General features: G+C 73.7%; 25 protein-coding genes, 1 pseudogene and 1 riboswitch. Of the genes and pseudogenes, 2 read left to right on the forward strand and 24 right to left on the reverse strand.

Going from position 1 to position 24796, the window contains the following annotated elements; all coding sequences use genetic code 11:
• Positions 1–133: 133 nt before the first annotated feature.
• From AB0F98_RS26660 to rpe, 19 genes are all read right to left on the reverse strand, one after another.
• On the reverse strand, positions 134–601 hold the full coding sequence (locus AB0F98_RS26660) for a S26 family signal peptidase (protein WP_357740568.1): 468 nt from the start codon (positions 599–601) through the stop codon (positions 134–136).
• Positions 602–605: 4 nt separating this feature from the next.
• Entirely contained in the window at positions 606–3152 is a 2547-nt protein-coding gene (pheT, locus tag AB0F98_RS26665; RefSeq protein ID WP_357740571.1) for a phenylalanine--tRNA ligase subunit beta, read from the reverse strand.
• A gap of 39 nt (positions 3153–3191) precedes the next feature.
• Positions 3192–4262 (reverse strand): phenylalanine--tRNA ligase subunit alpha, encoded by a 1071-nt coding sequence (gene pheS, locus AB0F98_RS26670; protein WP_357740760.1) that lies wholly within the window; start codon positions 4260–4262, stop codon positions 3192–3194.
• 170 nt (positions 4263–4432) lie between these two features.
• The gene (locus tag AB0F98_RS26675; RefSeq protein WP_357740574.1) at positions 4433–5281 is read right to left on the reverse strand and encodes an RNA methyltransferase; all 849 of its coding nucleotides are present in this window, start codon (positions 5279–5281) and stop codon (positions 4433–4435) included.
• 69 nt (positions 5282–5350) lie between these two features.
• Entirely contained in the window at positions 5351–5743 is a 393-nt protein-coding gene (gene rplT / locus AB0F98_RS26680) for a 50S ribosomal protein L20 (protein ID WP_355149756.1), read from the reverse strand.
• Between the two features lie 31 nt (positions 5744–5774).
• Complete coding sequence (gene rpmI / locus AB0F98_RS26685) at positions 5775–5969, reverse strand: 50S ribosomal protein L35 (RefSeq protein WP_007458415.1); 195 nt, start codon at positions 5967–5969, stop codon at positions 5775–5777.
• Between the two features lie 20 nt (positions 5970–5989).
• Positions 5990–6622, reverse strand: coding sequence for a translation initiation factor IF-3 (gene infC / locus AB0F98_RS26690; RefSeq protein ID WP_076472863.1), 633 nt, complete (start codon positions 6620–6622; stop codon positions 5990–5992).
• A 414-nt stretch (positions 6623–7036) separates the two neighbouring features.
• Positions 7037–7510: a PH domain-containing protein gene (locus tag AB0F98_RS26695; protein WP_357740578.1), complete on the reverse strand. Its 474-nt coding sequence runs from the start codon at positions 7508–7510 to the stop codon at positions 7037–7039.
• 301 nt (positions 7511–7811) lie between these two features.
• Positions 7812–8705 carry a DMT family transporter gene (locus AB0F98_RS26700; protein ID WP_357740581.1) on the reverse strand — a complete coding sequence of 298 codons (894 nt, stop codon included), beginning with the start codon at positions 8703–8705 and terminating at the stop codon, positions 7812–7814.
• Between the two features lie 200 nt (positions 8706–8905).
• Positions 8906–9751, reverse strand: a complete 846-nt coding sequence (gene hisG / locus AB0F98_RS26705) for an ATP phosphoribosyltransferase (protein ID WP_357740584.1) — start codon at positions 9749–9751, stop codon at positions 8906–8908.
• A gap of 46 nt (positions 9752–9797) precedes the next feature.
• Complete coding sequence (locus tag AB0F98_RS26710; protein ID WP_120331238.1) at positions 9798–10061, reverse strand: phosphoribosyl-ATP diphosphatase; 264 nt, start codon at positions 10059–10061, stop codon at positions 9798–9800.
• Between the two features lie 100 nt (positions 10062–10161).
• Positions 10162–10851: an alpha/beta hydrolase gene (locus tag AB0F98_RS26715; RefSeq protein WP_357740587.1), complete on the reverse strand. Its 690-nt coding sequence runs from the start codon at positions 10849–10851 to the stop codon at positions 10162–10164.
• A gap of 93 nt (positions 10852–10944) precedes the next feature.
• Positions 10945–11445 carry a 6,7-dimethyl-8-ribityllumazine synthase gene (gene ribH, locus AB0F98_RS26720; protein WP_357740590.1) on the reverse strand — a complete coding sequence of 167 codons (501 nt, stop codon included), beginning with the start codon at positions 11443–11445 and terminating at the stop codon, positions 10945–10947.
• Between the two features lie 2 nt (positions 11446–11447).
• A complete protein-coding gene (locus AB0F98_RS26725) occupies positions 11448–12710 on the reverse strand; it encodes a bifunctional 3,4-dihydroxy-2-butanone-4-phosphate synthase/GTP cyclohydrolase II (RefSeq protein ID WP_357740593.1) in 1263 nt (420 codons plus the stop codon).
• Positions 12707–12865 carry a hypothetical protein gene (locus AB0F98_RS26730; RefSeq protein WP_357740596.1) on the reverse strand — a complete coding sequence of 53 codons (159 nt, stop codon included), beginning with the start codon at positions 12863–12865 and terminating at the stop codon, positions 12707–12709. Before AB0F98_RS26730 ends, AB0F98_RS26725 begins: the two co-directional genes overlap by 4 nt.
• Positions 12865–13539, reverse strand: a complete 675-nt coding sequence (locus AB0F98_RS26735) for a riboflavin synthase (protein ID WP_357740598.1) — start codon at positions 13537–13539, stop codon at positions 12865–12867. The genes AB0F98_RS26730 and AB0F98_RS26735 overlap by 1 nt, the downstream gene beginning before the upstream one ends.
• A gap of 1 nt (position 13540) precedes the next feature.
• Complete coding sequence (gene ribD, locus AB0F98_RS26740) at positions 13541–14602, reverse strand: bifunctional diaminohydroxyphosphoribosylaminopyrimidine deaminase/5-amino-6-(5-phosphoribosylamino)uracil reductase RibD (RefSeq protein ID WP_357740601.1); 1062 nt, start codon at positions 14600–14602, stop codon at positions 13541–13543.
• A 163-nt stretch (positions 14603–14765) separates the two neighbouring features.
• A riboswitch (FMN riboswitch) is annotated at positions 14766–14937 on the reverse strand.
• An 80-nt stretch (positions 14938–15017) separates the two neighbouring features.
• Positions 15018–15974: a response regulator gene (locus AB0F98_RS26745; protein WP_357740604.1), complete on the reverse strand. Its 957-nt coding sequence runs from the start codon at positions 15972–15974 to the stop codon at positions 15018–15020.
• 1 nt (position 15975) lies between these two features.
• On the reverse strand, positions 15976–16656 hold the full coding sequence (gene rpe, locus AB0F98_RS26750; RefSeq protein WP_076472938.1) for a ribulose-phosphate 3-epimerase: 681 nt from the start codon (positions 16654–16656) through the stop codon (positions 15976–15978).
• Between the two features lie 80 nt (positions 16657–16736).
• Between rpe and AB0F98_RS26755 the strand changes: the two are divergent.
• Positions 16737–16847, forward strand: a pseudogene (locus AB0F98_RS26755) (hypothetical protein); the annotation flags it as partial.
• A 208-nt stretch (positions 16848–17055) separates the two neighbouring features.
• Positions 17056–17943 (forward strand): septum formation family protein, encoded by an 888-nt coding sequence (locus tag AB0F98_RS26760; RefSeq protein WP_357740607.1) that lies wholly within the window; start codon positions 17056–17058, stop codon positions 17941–17943.
• A 178-nt stretch (positions 17944–18121) separates the two neighbouring features.
• Here the strand turns inward: AB0F98_RS26760 and AB0F98_RS26765 are convergent, their stop codons facing one another.
• From AB0F98_RS26765 to AB0F98_RS26785, 5 genes are all read right to left on the reverse strand, one after another.
• On the reverse strand, positions 18122–19672 hold the full coding sequence (locus AB0F98_RS26765) for a transcription antitermination factor NusB (protein WP_357740610.1): 1551 nt from the start codon (positions 19670–19672) through the stop codon (positions 18122–18124).
• The gene (gene fmt / locus AB0F98_RS26770; RefSeq protein WP_076472874.1) at positions 19669–20595 is read right to left on the reverse strand and encodes a methionyl-tRNA formyltransferase; all 927 of its coding nucleotides are present in this window, start codon (positions 20593–20595) and stop codon (positions 19669–19671) included. The genes AB0F98_RS26765 and fmt overlap by 4 nt, the downstream gene beginning before the upstream one ends.
• Positions 20596–20602: 7 nt before the next feature.
• Entirely contained in the window at positions 20603–21166 is a 564-nt protein-coding gene (def, locus tag AB0F98_RS26775; RefSeq protein WP_357740613.1) for a peptide deformylase, read from the reverse strand.
• A gap of 192 nt (positions 21167–21358) precedes the next feature.
• Positions 21359–22342 (reverse strand): AAA family ATPase, encoded by a 984-nt coding sequence (locus AB0F98_RS26780; protein ID WP_357740616.1) that lies wholly within the window; start codon positions 22340–22342, stop codon positions 21359–21361.
• Between the two features lie 263 nt (positions 22343–22605).
• On the reverse strand, positions 22606–24738 hold the full coding sequence (locus AB0F98_RS26785; RefSeq protein ID WP_357740619.1) for a primosome assembly protein PriA: 2133 nt from the start codon (positions 24736–24738) through the stop codon (positions 22606–22608).
• Positions 24739–24796: the final 58 nt, after the last annotated feature.

The raw sequence follows: 24796 nt of genomic DNA on the forward strand, positions 1-24796 counted from the left end.
GCGCGTTCCCGAGCCGAGGTTCGCCGGGCGGATCAGCCGGCAGAGCCCGAAGGCCGACTCGGTGCCGCCCGGTCAGCGGCGTTCAGTCCCGCACGGCCAAGCGCGATCTCGAACTCCACGACGTCCGCCCCGGTCAGGGCCGTAGGCGCGGCCGGACGACCACCCCGAGCACGTCCGGCTCCGCGAGGTAACCCCACTCCCGCGAGTCGTGGCTGAACGGCGGGTTGTCCCCGAGTACGACCAGGTGCCCCGGCGGCACCTCCCGCTCCGGGCGCTGCCCGAGCAGCGGTACCCGGTCCACCGGCACCGGGTCGCCGGGTACCGCGTACGCCCGCTTGATGAGCAGGCCGGGCTCTCCGTCACCGGGCCGGGTGGGGTGACCGGCGGTCATCGCCGACGGCGCCACCACCACGACCACGTCACCGGATCGGACCTCGGCCAGCGGCACCCGCCGGGCCAGCACCCGGTCGCCGGGGCGCAGCGTCGGTTCCATGCTGTGACCCACCACCGAGACCAGAATCAGGTGCCGGCGGGCCCAGAGCAGGCCGGTGGTGGCCGCCACGAACACGACGGCCACCACCACCCAACCGATCACCGGCACCGGATCAGGCGCCGCGCAGGGTGGCGCCGAAACGCTCGGCGGCCACCGCCACCGCCGCGTCCCGGGCGGCCACCGCCTCCTCCACCGTGAGCGTGCGGTCCAGCGCCCGGAAGGTGAGCTTGTACGCCAACGACTTACGCTCCGGCCCGAGCTGGTCGGAGGTGTAGACGTCGAAGAGACGTACGTCCTCCAGCAGCTCGCCGGCACCTTCGACGAGTGCCTGCTGCACCTGCGCCGCCGGCACCGACCCGTCCACCACCAGCGCCACGTCGATCAGCGCCGGCGGGAAACCGGACACCGCCGGGGCCGACAGCACCGGCGCGGCGGGCAGCAGGTCGAGGTTCAGCTCCACGGCGCTGGTACGGCGGGGCAGTTCCAGCGCCGCGACCACCGTCGGGTGCAGCTCGCCGGCGTGCCCGACGACGATGCCGTCGACCAGCAGCTCGGCGCAGCGACCCGGATGCCACGGCGCGTACTCGGCGGCCCGCACCTCGACCCGATCGGTCGGGATGCCGGCGGCGGCCAGCACCGTCCGCCCGGCCTCGACCGCGTCCGCCCACCCGGCCGCGCGTCCGTCGCCCCACCAGCCGGACAGCTCGATCTCGCCGGCCAGCACCGCGGCGAGGTGCCGGGGCTGCGCGGGCACCACCGCGTCGGCGGCGGCGAACTCCGCGTCGGTCGGCCGCCGGTCCACCCCCATCGCCGGCGGGCTGCCCACGCCGGGTCGCGGGTGGAAGACCGCCCCGATCTCGTAGAGCGCGAGATCGCGGTGGCCCCGGCCGAGGTTGCGCTTGAGCACACCGAGCAGCGGGCCGAGCAGCGTCGTGCGCAGCATCGGCTCCTCGTCGGAGAGCGGGTTGGCCAGCCGCACCGCGGGTCGGCGCGGGTCGTCGGCCGGCAGGCCGAGCAGGTCGGGAAGCTCCGGCGAGACGAACGGGTGGGCGAGCACCTCGACGTACCCGCGGTCGGCCAGCGCCCGGGCGATCGTCCGGCGCCGGCGCTGCTGCCAGGTCAGGCCGCGGCCGGCCGGCGCCACCGGCAGCACCGACGGCACCTTGTCGTACCCGTCGAGGCGTACCACCTCCTCGACCAGGTCGGCGGGGTCGGTGAGGTCGGGACGCCAGCTCGGCGGGGTGACGGTGAGCGCCACCCCGGCGCCGGCGACCACACCGACCGAGCCCGGGTCCTCGGCGAGCCGGTCGGCGCCCTGCGCCACCGTGCAGCCGACCTGCTCCAGCAGGGCCACCACCCGCGCCGGCGGGTAGTCGACGCCGATCCGCCGGGTCGGCAGGTCCGCCGCCAGGGTGATCGGGGTACGCGGGGCCACGTGGTTGAGGTCCAGGATCTCGTCGCTCACGGTGCCGCCGCCGTGCTCGGTGAGCAGCCGTACCGCCCGCTCCAGGGCGACCAGCGGCAGGGCCGGGTCGACGCCCCGCTCCCACCGCTTGGCGGCCTCGCTGAACAGCTTGTGTCGGCGGGCCGTGCGTCCCACCATCACCGGGTCCCAGTGGGCGGCCTCGAACAGCACGTCGGTCGTGCCGCTGACGACCTCGCTGGTCTCGCCACCCATCACCGCGGCGAGCGAGATCGGCCCACTGTCGTCGCAGATCACCATGTCCTCGGCGGCGAGGACACGGTCGACACCGTCCAGGGTGGTCAGCTTCTCCCCCGCCTCGGCGCGGCGGACCACCAGCGGCCCGGTGATCCGGTCGGCGTCGAAGGCGTGCATCGGCTGGCCCAACTCGAGCATCACGTAGTTGGTGATGTCGACCGGCAGCGAGATGCTCCGGATGCCGGCGGTGGTGAGCCGCCGCTGCATCCAGGCGGGCGTGGGCGCGCTCGGGTCGACGCCGCGGACCAGCCGGGCGGCGAACCGGTCGCAGCCCACCGTGTCCCGCACCTGGACCGGGTACGCGGGCTGGGGCGTGCCGCCGGGCGCGGGCGCCAGGCCCGGGTCGCGGAACGGCACCCCGAACGCGTGTGACAGTTCGCGGGCCAGACCGCGCAGGCTCAGCGCGTACCCCCGGTCCGGGGTGATCTCCAGCTCGAGCACGACCTCGTCGAGGCCGACCACCGGCCGGGCGTCGTCGCCGGGCTTGGCCGGGCTCTCCTTCGGCAGCACCAGGATGCCGTCGTGGTCGTCGCCGATGCCCAGCTCACGGACCGAGCAGATCATGCCGTTGGAGACCCGCCCGTACGTCTTGCGCGAGCCGATGGCGAAGCCACCGGGCAGCACCCCGCCGGGGAGGATGACGACCACCCGGTCACCGGGGGCGAAGTTGCGCGCACCGCAGACGATCTCCTGCGGCTCACCGGTGCCGTTCGCGGCCCCGACGTCGACCCGGACGAACCGGATCGGCTTCTTGAAACCGGTCAGCTCCTCGATCTCCAGAACCTCACCGACCACCAGCGACCCGGTGACGTTCTCCCGCAGGTCGGTCACCGAGTCGACCTCGATGCCGAGGTCGACCAGGGCCTGCGTCAGGTCACCGGTGGACAGGTCGGCGGGGAGGTCGACGTACTCCCGCAGCCAGCTGACAGAAACTCGCATGACTCAGACCACCGTCTCCGTAACTCGTGCCCGCATCGCCTACGCCTCGGTCCCGAGCGCCCGGCTGAACCGGACGTCGCCCTCGAAGAGGTGGCGGATGTCGCTGACTCCGTGCCGGACCATCAGGGTCCGGTCGATGCCCATGCCGAACGCGAAGCCCGAGTAGACCTCCGGGTCGATTCCGCAGGCGCGCAGCACCCGGGGATTGACCATCCCGCAGCCGCCCCACTCGACCCACTGCGGGCCGTCGCGGTGCTCCGGGAACCACACGTCGAACTCGGCCGACGGCTCCGTGAACGGGAAGTAGTGCGGCCGCCACCGGGTCTTCGCGTCCGGGCCGAAGATCGCCTTGGCGAAGTGGTCGAGCGTGCCGCGCAGGTGGGCCATGGTGATGCCCTTGTCCACCACCAGGCCCTCCGCCTGGTGGAAGACGGGGCTGTGGGTGGCGTCCACCTCGTCGGTGCGGTAGACCCGGCCGGGGCAGATCACGTAGATCGGCGGCTTACGGCTGAGCATCGTCCGGGTCTGCACGTTCGACGTGTGCGTACGCAGCACCAGGCCCGAGCGGTCCGCGGGGTCGACGTAGAACGTGTCCATCAGCCCGCGCGCCGGGTGGTCGGCGGGGATGTTGAGCGCGTCGAAGTTGACCCACTCCAGCTCGACCTCGGGCCCCTCGGCCACCTCGTAGCCCATCCCGACGAACAGGTCGCTGATCTGCTCCATCAGCGTGCTCAGCGGGTGCCGCGCGCCGCGGGGCCGCCGGTCGTACGGCAGCGTCACGTCGACGCGCTCGGCGACCAGCACCCGCTCGGCGTGCTCGCGCTCCAGCGCCTCGGCCCGGGCCGCGTACGCGGTCTCGATCGCACGGCGGGCCTCGTTGACCCGCTTACCTGCGTCGGACTTGGCGGCCGGCGGCAGCGCGCCGATCTCCCGGCGGGCCAGGGACACCGGCGCCCGGTCACCGAGATGCGCCGGGCGAAGCGCGGTCAACGCATCGGGATCGGTGGCGGCGATGAACGCCTTCTCGGCGTCGGCCACGGCCGCGACAAGCGCGGCGGGGTCGAGCAGGGCGACCTGCTTCGGGTCGTACGGATCGTTGCGGTAGGTCATGGCGTACGGGTACTCCCTCACGGCGGCGCCGACCCTCCGGGGGGTGGCTAAGCGAGTCTACGGACGCGCGGCTTCGCCGCAGCCCGCCGGTGGGAGTTACGCAGGGAGCAGGTGTCAGGCCCGCCGCCCGCCGGCACCGGCGGGCTGGCTAAACGAACGCCGTGGCGCGTTCATGGACGGCTGGTCTCCCCGGTCGTGACGTCCGCGCGACCGGAGCCCGGTCGGCGCTGTGCTTTCGCTGAAGAGTACAGGCAGACGGCCGCAGCCGCAGCCAGGTTCAGGCTCTCGGCGCGCCCGTGCAGCGGCACCCGGACCCGGGCGTCGGCGGCCTCGGTGAGTGCCTGCGGCAGCCCGTGCGCCTCGGAGCCGAACAGCCAGGCGGTGGGCACGGCAAGCCGGCCCGCGTCGGCCAGGTCGTCGAGGTCCTCCTCGCCGTAGCCGGTGGTGGCGAGCACCGCGAACCCGGCGGCACGCAACACGGCGACCACCTCGACCGGATCGTCGGCGCGGACCACGTCGACGTGGAACAGGCTGCCCGCGGAGGCGCGCACGCACTTGCCGTTGTACGGGTCGACGGCGTCCCCGGCGAACACCACAGTGCCGGCCCCCGCCGCGTCGGCGGTGCGCAGCACCGTGCCGGCGTTACCCGGGTCGCGGATCTCGGCGAGCACCGCGACCAGCCCGGGCCGACGGTCGAGGGCCCGGTCCAGCGGCACGTCGAGGTGCCGGCAGACGGCCACCAGGCCCTGCGGGGCCACCGTCTCGGCGAGCGCGACGAGCGCGTCGTCGGTCACCTCGGAGACCGGCACGTCGCCGCCGGCGGCCAGGGCCGCCAACTCGGCGTACCGGTCGAGGGCGGCCGGGGTGCCGAACAGCTCGGTGACCACGCCGGGAACGGCGAGCGCCTCGCGCACGGCCTGCGGGCCCTCGGCGAGGAAGCGGCCGGTGGCTTCGCGGTCGCGGCGCCGGTGCAGCCGGCGGGCGGCGACCACCCGGGGCGTACGCGGGGTGAAGAGCATCTTCTCCTCGATCCTTGCAGCGAGGCGCCCCCCGTCGGGGTCGACGAGGGGCGCCTCAGACGCAGGGGATCAGGCGGCCTGAGCCGCCGCACCGCCGGTGCCCTCGGCCGCGACCGCGGCCCGGGCCACCTCGACGATCGCCGCGAACGCGGCGGCGTCGTTGACGGCCAGGTCGGCCAGGATCTTCCGGTCGACCTCGATGCCGGCCAGCTTGAGGCCCTGGATCAGGCGGTTGTAGGTCATCCCGTTGGCGCGGGCGCCCGCGTTGATCCGCTGGATCCAGAGCTGCCGGAAGTCGCCCTTGCGGTCGCGACGGTCCCGGTAGGAGTACTGCATCGAGTGCAGCACCTGCTCCTTGGCCTTGCGGTAGAGGCGGGAGCGCTGACCGCGGTAGCCGCTCGCGGTCTCCAGCAGGGTACGGCGCTTCTTCTGGGCGTTCACAGCCCGCTTGACCCGTGCCATCTCAACTCCTTCTTACGTCGGGTGGCGCGCGTCAGCGGCCGAGCAGCTTCTTGATGCGCTTCACGTCGGCCTTGGCCAGCACGACGGTGCCGGTCAGCCGGCGGGTCTGGGTGGAGGGCTTCTTCTCCAGGTTGTGCCGGAGGCCGGCCTGCTGGGCAACGATCTTGCCCTTGCCGGTCACCTTGACCCGCTTGCCCATACCCGTGTGGCTCTTCATCTTCGGCATGTGGAACGTCTTCTCCCCTGTTACTCGCCGCTGTTGTCGGCGACTGCGCCGGTCTCACCGGCTGCTGCGGTCTCGCCGGCCTCGGGGGTGGCAGACCCTTCGGCCCGCTCCCGGGGCGCGCCGCCACGGGAGGCGGTCGCGGCGACCGCGGCTGCCTTGGTGGCGCGGTGCGGCGCGAGCACCATGATCATGTTTCGGCCGTCCTGCTTCGGAGCGGCCTCGACGTACCCCAGCTCCGAGATCTCCGACTCGAGCCGACGCAGGAGCCGGTAACCCAGCTCCGGCCGACTCTGCTCGCGACCGCGGAACATGATCGTCACCTTGACCTTGTCGCCGGCCTTGAGGAACCGCACCACGTGACCCTTCTTGGTCTCGTAGTCGTGCGGATCGATCTTCGGCCGGAGCTTCATCTCCTTGATGACGGTCTGCTGCTGGTTACGCCGCGCTTCGCGCGCCTTCAGTGCGCTCTCGTACTTGAACTTGCCGAAGTCCATGAGCTTGCACACCGGCGGGCGCGCCATCGGCGCAACCTCGACCAGGTCCAGATCGACGTCCGCGGCCAGCTGAAGGGCGCGCTCCAGTGGGACGATGCCCACCTGCTCACCCTCGGGGCCGACCAGTCGGACCTCACGTGCCCGGATCTGCTCGTTCACGCGTGGTTCGACGCTGATGGGGCCTCCTCGAGTCGAGTATTTGCTAGGTGCCGACCCTGCGGCTCCCGGGCGGGAGCCGACCCGGAAAGCAGAAGGCCCCGGCAGATGCCAGGGCCTGCTCGACCGGTCGGCACGATCAAATGATCGCGCATCCGGCGCCGGGACATGCCCGGAACCGGTGACCGGACCCGGCCACCGTCGCGGCGACTCGGGTGGGAGCAGGCGCTCCACTTTCATGACCGCCCGATCTATGCGGACAGCCTGGTCGACTCGACAACACTACACCCTCCCCACACCTCCACCCAAACCACCCCGCGGACCCCCCACTCTTTCCCGGAAAGAGCGCCCATTCCGCGCAGAATGGCCACTCTTTCCGGGAAAGAGTGGCCATCGCCCGTGGGGGTGGGGAAGGGGCTAGTGGTTGGGGGCGCTCTGGGTCAGGCGGGCCAGGTGTGCCTGGTGCAGGCGACGCAACGCCCGTACCCCCTCGACGGCCAGCTCCTTGTCGGCGGCCTGGAGGGCGACCATCGGCATCAGGTCGTCGTCGTGCAGCTCCAGGCTGGCCCAGGGCGCGCCCCGGTCGAAGCGGATGCCGCGTACGACCTCCCACGGCAGCTCGTACGACCCGACCAGGTTGCGCACCCGGACACCCCGCGCGTCGGCCTCCACCCGGGGGCGGGTGAACAGCAGGATGCCGAGCGCGCCGAAGATGCCGAGACCGACCATGGCGAGCTGGTCGCCACGCTGGAAGGTGCCGTAGCCGTCCCCGGTCGGGCCGTGCAGGGAAGTCGCCACCACGGAGAAGACCATCAGCAGGACGGCCGCGGATGCCCAGCAGATCACCCGGATGCGCCGGGGCCGCAGACGGATCAGCTCGGGTTCGCTCACCCCACCAGTCTGCCACCCGCCTCCGGCACGTCCGCCGCCGCCACGCTGCCCACGCCCACGACGGCCCGGACGGTGGCCGGTGCGAGCCGGCGCGGTTGCCGGGACGATGGGACGGCACGACGGCCGGCTCAGCCGCCGGCGACGGCCGGGAGGACGGCCGCCCCGGCCGACGTACGACGATCGGAAGGGGGAGCGAAACCGGGCTCGGCGACGCGTAGGGCTCAGATCCGGGGCCGCTCGACAGGGCCGCGACGAGGACGGCTCGGCCACGCAACAGACCTCGGCGACGGCTACCGCGGCCTCAGCGCCGGCGGGTGCGGCGACCTGCGACGACGACCGCGAGCAGGGTCAGCCCGGCCCCGACCAGCACGGCGGGCTTGGCGCCGGGGCCGCCGGGCAGGAACTCGTCCAGCAGCAACGCCCCGCCGAGCTGACCGGCCACCAGGGCCAGTCCGGTGCGCAGCACCCCCGCAGAGCGGACCCCGACCACCAGGCCGGCCACGATGCCCACGCCCAGCAGGCCGCCCGTGTAGAGGTACCAGGCGTCCGGCCAGCTGGCGGGCGGTGCGGTGAGCGCGCCGGCGACGGCCGCCACCAGCAGCACCGCCGGCGTGCTGACCACGAAGTTGACCGCCACGCCGGCGGCGGCTGAGCCGGCCGCGGAGACCCGACCGTTCAACGCGGACTGCAGCGCCACCCCGACCCCACCGGCGACCGCGAGCAGGACCAGCCCGACGGCCAGCTCCCCCACCGGCTGACCGACCTGGGCCAGCGCCACCGCCGCCACGCCGAGCAGCCCGCCGGCGATCCGGGGCCCGGTGAGCGCCAGCCGGCCGACCGGGGCGAGGCCGGCCCGGTCCACCGCCAACCCGCCCAGGCTTCCGCCGGCGACCTGGGCGATGGTGAAGACGGCGACGCCGAGCACGGGCACCACGTACGCGCCGAGCACCACGATCGCCGCGCCCCCCAACCCACCCAGGTAGGACCACCAGGGCAGCCGCGCCCGGCGCAGCGCGGCGAGCCCGGTACGCATCGACGGCAGGACCACCAACCCGAGCGCCACCAGCAGGGTGCCGCCGAGGTTGTTGACCACCGCGGCAAGGGTCGGCGCGCCGACCCGGACGCCCAACTCACCGTTGGCCGCGCCCTGCGCCGCCGACGCGACACCGGCGACGGCCACGAGGGAGAGGGCCACCCACACCGGCAGCGGCCTCGTGGCCGGCGGGACCGGTCGCGACGACGCGACGCCCGGGACGGCCGGTGCCGAACCGGACCCGGCCGGCGGCACGGGCTCCGGACCGGGCGACCGTGGACCGGGCTGCGCCGGCGGCGACGCCGCGCCGGGTGCCGGCCAGGACGGGGTCGGCTCCGGCAGGGCCGCCGGAGGCGTCGCGGTCACAGCCGACAGGCGTGGATGTTGGTGACGAGGATCGCCCGGGCGCCGAGCTCGTAGAGCTCGTCCATGATCCGGTGTACGTCGTCGCGGAGCACCATCGCCTGCACCGCGACCCAGCCCTCCCGGTGCAACGGTGACACGGTCGGCGATTCGATGCCCGGGGTGAGCGAGCTCGCCCGGTCCAGCAGACCGGCCGGCACGTCGTACGCGAGCATCACGTAGCGGCGGGCCACCAGCACCCCGTGCAGACGGCGCAGCAGCTGCTCGGCCTGCGGGTGCGCGGCGGCGCCGGCTTGGCGTACGAGCACCGCCGACGAGCGCAGCAGCGGCTCGCCGAAGACGACGAGGCCGGCCTGGCGCAGGGTCGCACCGGTCTCGACCACGTCCGCCACCACGTCGGCGACCCCCAGCCGTACGGCGTTCTCCACCGCGCCGTCGAGCCGGATCACGTCGGCCTTCACGTCCAGCTCGCTGAGGTGCCGCTGGACCAGCCCCGGGTACGCGGTGGCGACCCGGTGCCCGCCCAGGTCCTGCACGGAGTCGATGTCCTCGGGGCGGGCGGCGAACCGGAAGGTGGCCTGGCCGAAGGCGAGGTCCATCACCTCCTCGGCCACCGCGCCCGAGTCGATGAGCAGGTCCCGGCCGGTGATGCCGAGGTCCAGGTCACCGGAGCCGACGTAGGTGGCGATGTCCTTCGGGCGCAGGTAGAAGAACTCGATGTCGTTGGGCTCGTCCCGGCAGACCAGGTCCTTCGGGTCGGTGCGCTGGCGGTAGCCCGCCTCGCGCAGCATCTGGGCGGCCGGCTCGGCGAGGGTGCCCTTGTTGGGAATGGCGACACGCAGCATGACGGAGTGCTCCTAGCAGTCGGTTCCGGTCGACGACGGGACGCACTCACAGATGTCGGTAGACGTCCTTCAGTTCGAGACCGGTGGCGAGCATCAGCACCTGGGTCTGGTAGAGCAGCTGGGAGATCTCCTCGGCGGCCCGCTCCCGGCCCTCGTGCTCGGCGGCCATCCACGACTCGGCCGCCTCCTCGACGACCTTCTTGCCGATGAAGTGCACGCCCCGCTCGAGCGCGGCGACGGTGCCCGAGCCGGGAGTGCCGGCGGCGGCCTTGGCCTGCAGCTCGGCGAACAACTCCTCGAACGTCTTCACGCCGCGATTGTTCCAGCTTCCCGAACCGTTGGCGTGCCCCGGGTCGACGCACGGCGTTTTCCTGACGTCCCCGCGCCCGGCGGCTCGGACCTGTCCGGTGTCAGCCCGCCGTCGACGCGAGGAAATCCCGCACCACTTCGCGGAACTCAGCCGGGCGGGCGGTGTGCACCGCGTGCCCGCCGTCGATCCGGACCAGCCGGGCGGTGGGAATCCGGCCGGCCATCCGAGCCAGCTCACGCTGCGGCAGATGGCTGGTGGCCCCGCCGGAGACCAGCAGCGTCGGCGACGTGATCTGCGTCAACCTCTCCCACCACTCGGGAGGCGGGTCGTTCAACTCGGCCACCACCGCCGTCCGGGCCGCCCAGTCGTACGGCGGGTCCACGGCGGGACGGTCGGGCAGCCGCAGGCCCAGCGGCACCGGTGGTGGCGGCTCCGCCAGCACCAGCGCGGCGACCCGCTCCGGGTGCGCCTGCGCGAGCAGGTAGGCTGCCACCGCGCCGGAGGAGTGCCCGAGCACCGTGACCCGGGGCAGTGAGACGGTGTCGAGGAAGGCCAGCAGGTCGTCGCGCATCAACTCCAGCCCGTACCGGCCGGGACGGTCGGTCGCCCCGAAACCGCGCAGGTCCGGGGCGTACGTCCGGACGCCGTCGAGTGCGCCGGCCAGCCCGGACCAGGTCGCGCCGGTCGTCCCACCGCCGTGCAGCGCGACCAGTGCCCGCCCGTCGGCCGGGCCCCAGACGCGGTACGCCACCCGCAGGGCGGGCAGCCGGGCGTACTCGATCCGGCTCATCCCGCGAGTCTGGCAGAGCCGACCGGGACGCGACGAGCGGCGGCCCCGGGTGATCGTTCCCCCGAGGCCGCCGCACGCGCGTTGCCGGGCCGGTCAGCCCGTGAAACCGACCCGGTGGCCGTTGGCGGCGCCGACCGACCGGACGGCCAGCGCCGCGTCGAGCGCGGCGACGGTGGCCGCCCAGCCCTTGTCCTCCGCCGAGCCGGGCAGGCCGGCCCGGTCCCGGGCCTGCTCCAGGTTCTCCACGGTGAGCACACCGTGCGCGACCGGCTTGCCCTCGTCGAGCGCGACCCGGGTCAGCCCGTCGGTGACCGAACGGGAGACGTACTCGAAGTGGGCGGTGGCGCCGCGGATCACCACGCCGAGCGCGACCACCACGTCGAAGCGCCGCGCCATGGCCTGAGCCACCACCGGGATCTCGACCGACCCGGCGACCCGGGCGACCACCGCGCGGGCACCGCACGCCTCGGCGGCGGCGACCGCCCGTTCGACCATGTGGTCGGTCAACTCGCCGTGCCAACGCGCGGCGACCACACCCACCGTCATTCCGGCCGCGTCGACGGGCGCCGTCGTGGGCTCCCCGAATCCCGCCATGTCTATGCTCCGATCTCGTCACCGGCAGGCACCTTGCCGACCGGTGCCTCCGTGACGTCGTCCAACTCCAACAGGTGTCCCATCCGGTCCCGCTTGGTACGCAGGTACCGCACGTTCTCCGGGTGGGGACGCACCGGCAGCGGTTCCCGGCCGGTGATCGTCAGGCCGTACCCCTCCAGCCCGGCCCGCTTCGCCGGGTTGTTGGTGAGCAGCCGCATGGACCGCACCCCGAGGTCGTAGAGAATCTGCGCGCCGGTGCCGTAGTCCCGGGCGTCGGCCGGCAGGCCGAGGTCCAGGTTGGCGTCCACGGTGTCCCGGCCCAGGTCCTGAAGCTGGTAGGCCTGAAGCTTGTGCAGCAGTCCGATGCCCCGCCCCTCGTGGCCGCGCATGTAGAGCACCACTCCGCGTCCCTCCCGGGCGACCCGGGCCAGCGCGGCGTCGAGCTGCGGACCGCAGTCGCAGCGCAGCGAGCCGAAGACGTCTCCGGTGAGGCACTCGGAGTGCACCCGGACCACGACGTCCTGCCCGTCGCCGATCTCGCCGTACACCATCGCGACGTGCTCGGCCGCGTCGTGCGTGCTGCGGTACCCGATCGCCCGGAAGACCCCGTGCCGGGTCGGCATCCGCGCGTCGGCGACCTGCTCGATCTGCTTCTCCGTCCGCCGCCGGTACGCGATCAGGTCGGCGATGGTGATCATCGTCAGCGAGTGCTCGGCGGAGAACTTCTCCAGGTCCGGCACCCGCATCATGGTGCCGTCGTCGTTGACCATCTCGCAGAGCACGCCGGCCGGGTGCAGGCCGGCCAACCGGGTGAGGTCGATGGCCGCCTCGGTGTGCCCGGGACGGCGCAGCACCCCGCCCTGCCGGGCCCGCAGCGGCACCACGTGCCCCGGCCGGGCCAGGTCGGCCGGCCCGGTGCTCGGGTTGGCGAGCAGCCGGATCGTGTGTGCCCGGTCGGCCGCCGAGATGCCGGTGGTGACCCCCTCCCGGGCGTCCACGGTCACCGTGTACGCGGTGCCCCGCCGGTCCTGGTTGGTGTGGTGCATCGGCGGCAGGTCGAGTCGGTCGGCCTCGCTCTCGACGAGCGGTACGCAGATGAAACCGGACGTGTGCCGGACCATGAACGCGACCAGCTCCGGAGTGGCCAGCTCGGCCGCGAAGATCAGATCGCCCTCGTTCTCGCGGTCGGCGTCGTCTACCACGACGACGGGCCGCCCCGCGGCGATGTCCGCGATCGCCTGCTCGATGGTGCCAAAGGTGGTCATGCCACGGCCTCCGGGTAGGTGGACGGGATCGAAGAGCGGACCGGCCGCAGCGCCTGCGACGTACGCCACCGGCTGGCGAAGCCCCAGACGCAGAACGCGCCGTAGTTGCGGTACTCGGCCGCCCGCGCGTCGAGCAGCGAACCCCGCGCGCTCATCAGCCGACCTTGCCGGGTGAGCCGACCCCGTCGGGGCCGGTGATCGAGACGCCGGGCAGCGTCGCGGGCTCGCCGGCGGCCAACCGGTCGCCGAGCAGTCGCTCGACGTACTTGGCCACCACGTCCACCTCGAGGTTCACCGGGTCGCCCACCTGGCGTGCGCCGAGGGTGGTGAGCTTCAGCGTCGTGGGGATCAGCCCCACCGAGAACCAGTCCGGGCCGACGGCGGCCACGGTCAGGGACACACCGTCGACCGTGATCGAGCCCTTCTCCACCACGTACCGGGACAGGTGCGCGGGAAGCCGGAAACGGACCGTCTCCCACTGCTCCGCCGGCTCCCGGGAGAGCACCTCGCCGACTCCGTCGACGTGCCCCTGCACCAGGTGCCCACCGAGCCGGCTGCCCAGCGTCGCGGCCCGCTCCAGGTTCAGCGGGGCGCCGGGGCGCAGCGTGCCGAGCGCGGAGCGGCGCAGGGTCTCACCCATCACGTCCGCCGTGAAGACTCCCTCGTCGACGTCGACGACCGTCAGGCAGACGCCGTTGACGGAGATGGAGTCACCGTGGCGGGCGTCCTCGGTGACCAGCGGGCCGCGGACGGCGACCAGCGCCGAGTCGCCCGCGGTCGCCGTCACAGCGACCACCTCACCCAGCTCTTCGACGATGCCGGTGAACATGTCAGCCCTCCCTCTTACGGGGCAGCGCGGTGATCCGTAGATCCGGACCGATCTGCGTAACGTCGATCAACTCAAGATCGATGGCCTCAGCGATGGTCGTCACACCCGCGTCGATGAGCGCGGCCGGTCCGGCGCCGAGCAGCCGGGGCGCGACGTAACCGACGATCTTGTCGACCAGCCCCTGCGCCAGGAACGCACCGGCCAGCCGGGGACCGCCCTCCAGCAGGACCGCCCGCACGCCGCGCTGGTGCAGCTCGGCGAGGAGCGCCGGCAGGTCGACCCGGCCGTCCTTGCCGGCGCCGACCTCCGCCACGGTGGCGATCCAGGTCCGGGCCGCGCCGTCGCGGACCCGGGCGTCGGCGGGGGTACGTCCCTCGCTGTCCACCACCACCCGCAGTGGCTGGCGGATGGCGAGGCTGCCGTCGCGCAGGTTCCGGGCGGTGAGCCGGGGATCGTCGGCGAGTACGGTGCCCACCCCGGCGACGACCGCGTCGACGGTGCCACGCAGCGCGTGCACGTCGATCCGGGCGGCCTCCGAGGTGATCCACATGCTGGTGCCGTCGGCCGCCGCCGACCGCCCGTCCAGCGTCGCGGCGTACTTCCAGGTCACGTACGGCCAGCCCCGGCGCATCGAGGTCAGCCAGGCGATGTTGCCGGCCTCCGCCTCGTTGGTGCGTACGCCCAGGTCGACCCGGACGCCGGCGGCGCGCAGGGTGGCGGCGCCGCCCGAGGCCACCGGGTTCGGATCGGGCACGGCGATCACCACCCGGGCGACCCCGGCCTGGATGAGCGCGAGACTGCAGGGGCCGGTGCGACCGGTGTGGTCGCAGGGCTCCAGCGTGACCACCGCGGTGCCGCCCCGGGCGCGTTCGCCGGCCTGCGCGAGCGCGACGATCTCGGCGTGCGGGCCGCCCGCGTACGCGTGGAAACCTTCACCGACGACCTCGCCGTCCGCGTCGAGCAGCACGCACCCGACCACCGGATTGGGGCTGGTGGTGCCGAGTCCACGCGCACCGAGTTCGATCGCACGACGCATCGCCTCGTCGACGGAGACGCTCGCCATTCGCCTTGTCCCTGCCTTCTCGCTCGCCGTTGGCGCGCGGGCGGGGTCGGGAGGCGGCATCGGGCCGCGGGCGTGCGGCGGCGGAGATCCGGGTACGGCGCAGCCGACCCGCAGGGGTGACACGGCACGCCGAGATCGGCGGCCGGGCACACCCGTCCGTCCCGCGCGCTGTCTCCCATCCGGACTGTCTGGGGGCGGGATGTCCCGCTCCCAACCGTCGGCCCTGGATTCACACCAGGTCCACCGGGCGGCAGAGCCGACCGGGTCGCGGGCTGACCACGGTCTCGCCGTGGATCACCGCCGGTTCGGAATTTCACCGAGTCCCGCCAGCGCGTGGTGGGTACAGGGAAGTCTTACACGCCGAGCGGCTGCCGCCGCCACCTGCGCGAGGTAGTTCACACCGGGCTGGGCCGGCTCAGGTGACCCCACGGCGCCGGTCGACCGCCACGTACGACCCGGGTTGGCTCTTGGCCACCGACTTCATCTCGCTGGCGACCGCGATGACCTCGAGCGGGTCGGTGAAGCGTCTGCCGGCGTCGGAGAGGGAGACGCCGATCGAGAGGGTGACCAGCGCGGCCCGGCGGATGTTGCCCCGCCGGTCCTTGAGCTCGACGTAGCCACGCTCCCGGTCGATCGGGTCGTAGAGCGAGTCGGCCGCCTTCTCGAAATCCACCACGGCCTGCGAGGTCAGCGGCCGGATCTGGTCCGGGGCGCAAACGATGACGAAGTCGTCGCCGCCGACGTGACCGAGGAACGCCGGCGGCAGCCCGACGGAGACCACTGCCCGGTGCACGCTGCGCGCCAGGGCCGAGATGAAGTCGTCGCCACGGACGAAGCCGTACCGGTCGTTGACGCTCTTGAACCGGTCGATGTCGATGTATCCGACGGCGTAGTCGGCGCCGCTGCGTACCCGGTCGGAGATCTCCCGCCGGATCCGGCTGTTTCCCGGCAGGCCGGTCAGCGGCGAGACCTCGCGGAACTCCTTGTTGCGGCGCAGGGTGGAGCTGACCCGGGCCACCAGCTCGGCGGTGTCGAACGGCTTGACCAGGTAGTCGTCGGCGCCCGCGCTGAGGCCGTGCACCTTGTCGACGGTCATCCCCTTGGCCGTCAGCATGATCACCGGCAGCGCCGAGGTCATCGGGTCGGCGCGCAGCCGCCGGGTCAGCTCGAGCCCGTCGATCCGGGGCATCATCAGGTCGACCACCGCGAGGTCCGGCCGCTGCCGCTCGATCACCTCGAGCGCCTCCTGGCCGTCCGCGGCGTGGATCACCTCGAAGCCGTGCAACCGGAGGTTGAACTCGACGAAGCGTGCGATGTCCTCGTCATCGTCGACGACGAGGATGACGTCCGGTCGCTCCTCCGCCGTGTCCACGTCAGGCCCCGGAGGTCGCGCGTTCCGCGAGGGCCCGCAGCCGGCGTACGGCCTCGGCGGGATCGTCGGCGCCGTAGACCGCGGTGCCGGCCACGAAGGCGTCGGCCCCGGCCGCGGCGGCCTGCTCGATGGTGTCGGCGGCGATCCCGCCGTCGACCTCGATGCGCAGTTCCAGGTGCCCGGCGGCGACGTGCCGGCGGGCGGCGCGCACCTTCTCCAGCAGTTGCGGAATGAAACGCTGCCCGCCGAAACCGGCCTTGATCGTCATGATCAGCAGGGTGTCGAAACTCGGCAGCAGGTCGAGGTACGGCTCGATCGGGGTGTCCCGGTCGATCGCCAGCCCGGCCTTCGCCCCGGCCGAGCGCAGGTCCTTGGCCAGCGCCACCGGGTCGTCGCACGCCTCGGCGTGGAAGGTGACGTTGTACGCCCCGGCGTCGGCGTAGCCGGGTGCCCACCGTCGCGGATCCTCGATCATCAGGTGTACGTCGAACGGCAGTTCGGTGGCCGCCCGGAGGCTCTGCACCACCGGCAGCCCGATGGTCAGGTTCGGCACGAAGTGGTTGTCCATGACGTCGACGTGCAGCCAGTCGGCGGCACCCTCGACGGCACGGACCTCATCGGCGAGGTGGGCGAAATCGGCGGCGAGGATGCTCGGCGCGACGATCGGCGGCGGTACGGTCACCGGGCAAGTGTACGAACGCCGCGGCCGCCCACCGCCAGCACGGCTCCCCGGCGCCGCGCGGAGCGCGGGCCGAGTGCGACCAGCGGGCGCGGGAGGTGCTCGGCGGCCACTGGCACGCCGCCCGGGTGACGCCGAACGTCGCACTCCCGTCCGAGGCGGCGTGCACGGGCGGCGCCCGCTGGTTCCGCTGAGCGGTACCAACAGCATCGACAACACCCGCCCGACCATCCGCGCCGCCAGTCTGCGCGGCGCGCCGATCGGCTCACCCGGTCGATGCGCGGGGTGGGGCCACAGGGATCACCAGCGATCTGAGTGCCGGTGCCGTATGCTCCTGCGCCGTGGCGCAACCGGTCGATGATCGCCGGTGGGTGTGACCACGGTCGGCGGGGAGGTCGGCGGATGCGACGGTGGTGGACGGCGGCCGTGGTGAGCACGGTGGCGGTACTGGGACTCGCCGGGTGCGCCCCGGCCGGTCTCGACACGGAACTCACCGATGACTGGCCCACGTTCGCCGCGGCCGAGGCGTTCGTCCCCGAGCCGGGAGTCTGCCACCTCGCCATCCAGGACGTCGGCTATCTCAGCGCCTACAACCCCGTCGAGTGCGGCGAGTCGCACCGGACGGAGACGCTGCACGTCGGCACGCTCACCGGTGCGGGCGCGAAGCGGAGCACGCCGCCACCGACCGGCTCGGTGGGCATGCGCGCCGCCCGCACCGAATGCGACCGGGAGGTCAACAAGGCGGTCGGCGCCGACTGGCGCTCCGGCCGGCTCAACGTCGACGTGGTCTTCCCGTCACCCGATGCGTGGACCGGCGGGGCCCGGTGGTTCCGGTGCGACGTCAGCGAGATCGCGAGCCTCGACAAGCCTGACATCGACGTCCGCTCGGGGAGCCTGCGAGGCGCCCTGAAGGGCACCTCCAAGCTGGCGTACGGCTGCTTCGACCCGAAGCTGGTCAAGGAGGAGATCGAGGAGATGGTCCCGAAGGCCTGCACCGCCAAGCACCACGCCGAGTTCGTCGGCGTCTACCAGGCGCCGGACATCAGCTACGACGAGTTCACCGGCACCACCCTCAACGCGCACAAGGCGTGCCGGAAGCTGATCGCCTCGTACGTCAAGGTGCCGAACGACTCCGACATGCAGTATCGGGCCGGGACGATCTTCTACCACCCGTTCGAGGAAGCCTGGAAGAACGGCAACCGTGGCGTGCAGTGCTTCCTCTGGGTCAGTGACCGCGCCCTCACCCGCTCGATGAAGGGCGCCGGCAACAAGGGCCTCCCGGTCCGCTGACCGCTGCCGTCCCCACCCGGCACCGGCCTATTTCACGGAAAGAGTGGCCTTCGCGGATGCGGAGGCCACTCTTTCCGTGAAAGTGCGCGCCGGGTGCGCGCCGTGCAGGTGTGCGCGCCGTGCAGGTGCGCGCCGGGAGAGAGGCGGCGGCGGAGCCGCCGTGGAGGTGCGCGGCGGGTCAGCCGCGGCGGAGGACGGCCAGGAACATCGCGTCGGTGCCGTGCCGGTGCGGCCACAACTGCACGGTCGGGCCGTCACCCAGCCCCGGCATGCCGGCCGGCAGCAGCGGGCGGGCGTCGACGAAGTCGACCGGGACACCGGAACGGCGGGCCGCCTCGGTCACCGTCACGTGCGTCTCCACCGTGTGCGGCGAGCAGGTGACGTAGGCGACGACGCCGCCGGGGCGTACCGCACGCAGCGCCGCCCCGAGCAGCTCGCGCTGCAGCCGGGTCAGCGCGGAGAGATCCGACGGTTGCCGGCGCCAGCGGGACTCCGGGCGACGCCGCAACGAACCCAGGCCGGTGCAGGGAGCGTCGACCAGGACCCGGTCGAAGTGCTCCTCCGGCAGCTTCGGGTCCTGCCCGACGGTACGGCCGTCCGTGTGCAGCACGGTCACCGGCAGATCCCGGGTGGCCTGGGCGACCAGCCGGGCCCGGTGCTCGGCCACCTCGACGGCGGTCAACCGGGCACCGCGCTCGGCGGCGATGGCGCCGAGCAGGCCGGCCTTGCCGCCCGGCCCGGCGCAGAGGTCGAGCCAGCGACCGTCCGGGCCGTCCAGCGGCGCGAGCGTCAACGCGGTCGCCACCAGCTGGGAGCCCTCGTCCTGCACGTGGGCCCGCCCGTCGGCCACCGCCGCCAGGTCACCGGGGGCGCCGCCGCTCAGGTACACGGCGTACGGCGAGAAGGCGCCCGGCGCGCCACCGACCTCGTCGGCCAGCTCCACCGCGTCGACACGCCCCGGGCGGGCGCACAGGTGCACCGGCGGCCGCTCGTTGTCCTCGATCAGCAGCCGGGTCGTCTCACCGAGGTCACCGCCCAGCGCCTCGGCGAACGCCCGCACCACCCACTGCGGGTGGCTGTAGGCGAGCGCCAGGTGCCCGATCGGGTCGCTCTCCATGCTCGGTGCGAGCCGCTGCACCCAGGCGTCGGCGTCCCGCTCGGCGACCTCCCGCAGCACCGCGTTGGCGAAGCCGGTGGCGCCCGGCCCGACCATGCGGACCAGGTCGACCGTGGAGGAGACCGCCGCGTGCGCCGGCACCCGGGTGTGCAGCAGCTGGTACGCCCCGAGGCGCAGCGCGTCCCGCACCGGCGGGTCGATCCGCTGCACGTCCCGCCCGGCTGCCGCGGTCAGGATCGCGTCCAGGGTGCCGAGGTGGCGCAGCGTGCCGTACGTCAGTTCGGTGGCGAACGCCGCGTCCCGGCCGACCAGCCCCTCCTCGCGGAGGATGGCCGGCAGGACCAGGTTGGCGAACGCGTCGTCCCGGTGCACCGCGGCGACCGCCTCGTACGCGGCCTGCCGCGGGCGGTCCACGGCCGGCCGGCCACCGCGGCCGGCGCGCCGGTCCGTGCCGGCACGCGCGGACCAGCGCCCGCCCGGGGCCGGTCGCCCGCCGGCGGGCCGGTCACGTCGACCGCGTGCGCCCCACTGGCCATCGCCGGGGCTGGCCGGGCGGAGGTCCGACCGCTCGTCGGGCGAACCCTCGTCGCGTACCGGTCCGGGGCTGCTCATGCTAGGTCCTCTCCGGCCGCGACCCGGGCACCGCGTGCCCAGTCGGTCGCTGGCATGGCCCGCTTGCCCGCGGCCCGCACCTCGCCCAGCCGTACCGGGGTGGTGGCGGTGCCGACGAGCACGCGCGACTTCTCGACAAGCAGCTCACCGGGCTTGAGCGCGGGGGCGTCCGGCACCGGAACGACCGGGCCCAGCTTGATCCGCTCGCCGCGGAACGTGCTCCACGGGCCGGGCGCCGGGGTGCAGGCGCGGACCCGCCGGTCCACCGCGAAGGCCGGGTCGGTCCAGCGCACCCGGGCGTCGTCCACGGTCAGCTTCGGGGCCAGCGAGACCCCGTCGGCCGGCTGCGGTTCGGCCCGGGCACTGCCGTCCTCGATCGCGTCGAGCACCGCGACGAGCAGACCCGATCCGGAAACGGCGAGCCGATCGAGCAGGTCACCCGAGGTGTCGGTCGGGCGGATCTCGTCGGTCAGCGTGCCGTAGACCGGTCCGGTGTCCAGCCCTTCCTCGAGCTGGAAGACGCTGGCCCCGGTCAGCTCGTCGCCGTGCAGCACGGCGTGCTGCACGGGCGCCGCGCCACGCCAGGCCGGCAGCAGGGAGAAATGCAGGTTGACCCAGCCGTGCCGGGGGATCTCCAGCGCGGCCGGCGGAACCAGCGCCCCGTACGCGACCACGGGCACGCAGTCCGGCGCGAGCTCGCGCAGACGGGCCAGGAACTCGGGCTCGCGGGGACGGGCCGGCGTGAGCACTTCGACGCCGTGCTCGTCCGCCCATGCCCCGACCGGAGATCGGGACAGGCCCCGCCCGCGCCCGGCGGGCGCGTCGGGACGGGTGACCACGGCCACCAACTCGTGCCGGGAGGCGGCGACGGCGGCCACTGACGGGACCGCGACGGCCGGTGTGCCGGCGAAGATCACACGCATCGGACGATCACCCACCCAGGCCGAAGGGGCTGCCGGCCGAGCCGTGCGGGTTGAGCTTGACCACCGGCGGTGCGGCAGGGTCGTACCACTCCGCCTGGCGGATCGCCTTCATCGCCTCCTTGCGCCCGGCCTGGTCGAGCCGGTCGACGAAGAGCACGCCGTCGAGGTGGTCGGTCTCGTGCTGCACGCAGCGGGCCATCAGCCCGGTGCCGACGATCTGCATCGGGTCGCCGTAGCCGTTGAAGCCCTTGGCGATCACGTTCTGCCGGCGCTTGGTGTCGAAGTAGAGCCCGGGGATGGAGAGGCAGCCCTCCGGGCCGTCCTGCTCCTCCTCGTCGGGGAACTCGAGTACCGGATTGACCAGGTGGCCGAGGACGTCGTCGACGTCGAAGGTGAACACCCGCAGACCCACCCCGAGCTGCGGCGCGGCCAGGCCGGCGCCGTTCTGCTCACGCATGGTGTCGGTCAGGTCGGCGATGAGCCGGCGCAGCTCGACGTCGAAGTCGACCACCGGGTCGGCCGGCGTGCGCAGCACCGGATCCCCGAACAGACGGATGGGCTGGACGGTCACGCGGGACGGCTCCTTAGGGTGGGACGATCATCGAGGCCGTACCAGTCTACGGAGTGCCGCCGCCGGACCCGGCCGGCGTACGGTGATCGATCGGCGCGGGTGTGCAGAGCGTCACGTCCGGCGGCGTCGGACGCGGGAATCCGTCGATCCAGGCCGGCGCGGCGGGAGCCGGGCGGCCGTGCCTTCCGCCGGTCAGGCGCCGTGGCCCGGCTCGCCGGCGAGCACCGCGTCCCCGCCGAGCAGGGCGTGCTCGGGCAGCGGCAGCTCGATGCCGTGCGCGGCCTCCCAGTCGTAGACCTTGCCGGGGCTGACCTGCGCGGTGAAGTACTCCACCGCGCTCATGCCGCCGACGACCGGCTCGTCCACCTCGGCGACGAGCTGCGCGGGCACGAGGTTGAAGCCACTCTGTAGTGCGGCGCTGAGCCGCCGGTGCCCGTCGACCACGAAGAAGTACTCACCGGTGTAGCCGATCCGCAGCGGCTCCATCGCCTCGTCGCCCGCACCGGCAACCTTGCCCACGAACTCCGAGTCCCAGAGTCCGCGCAGGGTGGCGATGTCCTCGGTCGGGTAGACCCGGGCCGGATCGAGCAGCAGCAGCGGCGGCTCGTCCCGCAGCACGTCGGCGCCGAGCGTCCCCTCGTACGCCGCGATCACGTGCTCGATCACCTCCTCGGGCGTGGCCCGGGTGGTGTCGCAGATGAGGTCGTAGTTGCGCAGCCGCGCCTTGTCCACCCCGTAGCGGATGATGAACCGGCCCCGCTCGCTCTCGCTGCGCTCGCGGAGCTTGGCCTTGGCCTCCTCCTGCGAGGCGTAGCTCTCCGCCGGCCCGGACGGGCGGGCGAGCACCCGGCGGGCGGCCTCGCCCGGCTCGGTGATCATGTGCACCTTGAGCGCGTCGGTGAAGAAGTGCCAGGCCAGGCGGGAGTCCATGACGAGGCTCTCACCGGAGGCGGCGATGTCCCGCTGGAGCTGGTCGACGTAGCCGTCGACCGCCTGGTCGAGCTCGGCGTGCAGGTTGAGCTGGAGGGCGGTCATCTGCCGCTCCTGCGCCATCTGCCGGTACAGGTCGCCGACGCTGACCCGGCGCAGGCCCAGCCGCTTGGCGATCTCGATCGACACGGTGCTCTTTCCGCTGCCGAGGTCACCGTTGAAGACGATCGACTGACGAACGGTCACGACTGGTCCACCCCTGATCACCGGAGACTCGAACTCATCGTCCTGGCGTGGCCTCGACGCATTCCCCCATCGTCGTGCCATGGTCCGCCCGGCATGACGGGCGATGCTACCACCCAATAATCGGGCTCCCGCCGGACGCGGCGTGCGACATTGCCTGGCCCACCCTCCTGCGCACCTTCCCAGAAAGCGTGGCTGTTCAGCGCCGAACGGCCACACCTTCCGGGAACAAGTGCCCCAGCGGGAGGCGGAGGAACCGGATGGGGTCAGAAGAGGTCGAGGGGATCGACCTGGAGGCGGACCGGGTCGGCGGCCTTACGGGCGCTGCGCGCGCCGACGGCGGCGTGCAACGCGCCGGCCAGCGCGGCGGCCCGCGCGCGGGGCACCCGCACCAGCATCCGTTCCCGCTCACCGTCGGCCGGGACCGGACCGAGCACCTCCGCCTCGTCGGGCAGTCGCGCCTCGTCGAGCAGGTCGGCCACGGCCGCGGGCAGCCCGGTCACGCTGGCCATCCGGACGGCGGGCGGGAAGCCCAGTTCGCGCCGCTCGGCCAACTCGCGGGCCGCGAACCAGCCGGCGTCCCATCGCAGCAGCGCCTGCACCGGCGCGAGCGCGCCGTCGGCGACCACCACCACGCGGCCGCCGGCTCCGGCGGGTCGGGCCAGCGCCGCCGCCGTCAGCCAGCGCCGCAGCGCCTCCTCCCCGGCGCGCAGGTCGGCCCGGGTGAGCAGCGCCCACGAGTCGAGCAGCAGCACCGTCCCGTAGCCGCCCTCGGCCACCGGTTCGGCGCCCGGCGTGGCGATCACCAGACCCGCCCCGCCGGGCACGGTGGCGAGCACCTCGTCGCGACCGGACGTGCGGACCGGCACGCCGGGAAAGGCCCGTCCCAGCTCCTCGGCGGTGCGCCGGGCGCCGGTGACCGCGGCCCGCAGCCGCCGTCCACCGCATTCGGGACAGGCGTACGCGGCGGCGACCCGGCCGCACCAGCGGCAGGCGGGCGGGGCCGTCGCGGAGGGCAGCGCGAGCGGACCGGCGCAGTGCGGGCAACGGGCCGGCATGCGGCACTGCGCGCAGGAGAGCGAGGGCAGGTAGCCGCGGCGGGGCACCTGCACCAGCACCGGCAGGTCGGCACGGAGCGCTTCCCGGGCCGCCGTCCAGGCCAGGCTGGGCAGCCGCGCCGTGGCCGCTCCGGGATCACGGGCCAGCTGCGGGTCGTCGCCCGTCGGCGCGATCGCGGGCGTACGCGTCCGCACGGTGGCCCGGTCGGCGACCACCTCCCGCGCCCACCCGGTCTCCAGCAGCAGCTGCGCCTCGGCCGTGCGGGCGAACCCGCCCACCAGCGCACCGGCCTCGGCCAGCTGGGCCCGGGTGAGCAGCACCTCGCGGGTGTGCGGGTACGGGGCCCGTGGTTCGGCGTGCAGGTCGTCCCCGTCGTCCCAGATCGCGACGAGGCCCAGCCGCTCGACCGGGGCGAACATCGCGGCCCGGGTGCCGATCACCACCGGGACGTCGCCCCGCCGTGCCGCGAGGAAGGCCCGGTAACGGCGGGCCGGGCCGAGCGCCGCCGAGAGACAGACGTGCCGCCCCGGGCCGAGCACGGCGCCCATCGCCGCGTCGAGGCGGTCGAGGTCACGGTTGTCGGCGACCACCACCACGGCGCCCCGGCCGCCGGCGACGGTCGCGGCGACCGCCTCGGCGTAGCGGGTCGCCCAGTCCTCCCCCGCCAGCGCGGACCAGACCGCCCGGGGCGCCCGCCCGTCGGCCAGCGCCCGCAGGTAGGCCGGACCGGCCGGGTAGTCGCGCCACCCGCCGTGCCCGGGCTCCGTAGGAGGTCTGCGCTGTGCGGGCGGGACCGGCGCGGACACGTCCGGAGCGGGCCGGCCGGTCGCGGACTCTTCGGCATCGGGCAGGGCCGACACGGGCGCGGGCGCGGGTAGGGCCGACACGGGCGCGGGCAGGCCCGACACGGACAGGGCCACCCCGAGATCACGCGCCGCCGGCACCGGCGTGACGGCCGGGGCCGCCTCGGTCTCCGGCCCGGCGGGCGGGGTCGTCTCCGGCCCGGCGGCGCGCTCCGGGCGTGCCTCCTTCTCCACCCGGGCATGCCGCGGCGGTACGGCGAGTCGGAGCACGTCGGCGAGGCTTCCGGCGTACCGGTCGGCGACCGCCCGGGCCAGTCGGGCCACCTCCGGGGACAGCACCGGCTCCGGGGAGACGACCTTCTCCAGGTACGCCAGGCGGGGGTGGTCGGAACTGTCGACCCGTTCCAGGAGCCAGCCGTCCACCAGTTGCCCGGCGAAGCGGACCTTCACCCGGGTGCCCGGCACCGCCTGCTGGTCCAGCGCGGCCGGGACCAGGTAGTCGAAGAGCCGGTCCAGATGGGCCAGGGGGACGTCCACGCAGACGCGTGCGACCGGCGACCCGTCAGCGGGTCGCCGGTCGTTGCGCGTGGTTCTG

The sequence above is a fragment of the Micromonospora sp. NPDC023737 genome, from assembly GCF_040639715.1.
GTDB lineage: Bacteria > Actinomycetota > Actinomycetes > Mycobacteriales > Micromonosporaceae > Micromonospora.

What these genes read in the sequence shown, in the direction of transcription:
- pheT (WP_357740571.1), bottom strand. Translation starts at nt 3,152, where the DNA reads ATGCGAGTTTCTGTCAGCTGGCTGCGGGAGTACGTCGACCTCCCCGCC.
- pheS (WP_357740760.1), bottom strand. Translation starts at nt 4,262, where the DNA reads ATGACCTACCGCAACGATCCGTACGACCCGAAGCAGGTCGCCCTGCTC.
- AB0F98_RS26675 (WP_357740574.1), bottom strand. Translation starts at nt 5,281, where the DNA reads ATGCTCTTCACCCCGCGTACGCCCCGGGTGGTCGCCGCCCGCCGGCTG.
- rplT (WP_355149756.1), bottom strand. Translation starts at nt 5,743, where the DNA reads ATGGCACGGGTCAAGCGGGCTGTGAACGCCCAGAAGAAGCGCCGTACC.
- rpmI (WP_007458415.1), bottom strand. Translation starts at nt 5,969, where the DNA reads ATGCCGAAGATGAAGAGCCACACGGGTATGGGCAAGCGGGTCAAGGTG.
- hisG (WP_357740584.1), bottom strand. Translation starts at nt 9,751, where the DNA reads ATGCTGCGTGTCGCCATTCCCAACAAGGGCACCCTCGCCGAGCCGGCC.
- AB0F98_RS26715 (WP_357740587.1), bottom strand. Translation starts at nt 10,851, where the DNA reads ATGAGCCGGATCGAGTACGCCCGGCTGCCCGCCCTGCGGGTGGCGTAC.
- ribH (WP_357740590.1), bottom strand. Translation starts at nt 11,445, where the DNA reads ATGGCGGGATTCGGGGAGCCCACGACGGCGCCCGTCGACGCGGCCGGA.
- AB0F98_RS26725 (WP_357740593.1), bottom strand. Translation starts at nt 12,710, where the DNA reads ATGACCACCTTTGGCACCATCGAGCAGGCGATCGCGGACATCGCCGCG.
- AB0F98_RS26730 (WP_357740596.1), bottom strand. Translation starts at nt 12,865, where the DNA reads ATGAGCGCGCGGGGTTCGCTGCTCGACGCGCGGGCGGCCGAGTACCGC.
- AB0F98_RS26735 (WP_357740598.1), bottom strand. Translation starts at nt 13,539, where the DNA reads ATGTTCACCGGCATCGTCGAAGAGCTGGGTGAGGTGGTCGCTGTGACG.
- ribD (WP_357740601.1), bottom strand. Translation starts at nt 14,602, where the DNA reads ATGGCGAGCGTCTCCGTCGACGAGGCGATGCGTCGTGCGATCGAACTC.
- AB0F98_RS26760 (WP_357740607.1), top strand. Translation starts at nt 17,056, where the DNA reads ATGCGACGGTGGTGGACGGCGGCCGTGGTGAGCACGGTGGCGGTACTG.
- AB0F98_RS26765 (WP_357740610.1), bottom strand. Translation starts at nt 19,672, where the DNA reads ATGAGCAGCCCCGGACCGGTACGCGACGAGGGTTCGCCCGACGAGCGG.
- fmt (WP_076472874.1), bottom strand. Translation starts at nt 20,595, where the DNA reads ATGCGTGTGATCTTCGCCGGCACACCGGCCGTCGCGGTCCCGTCAGTG.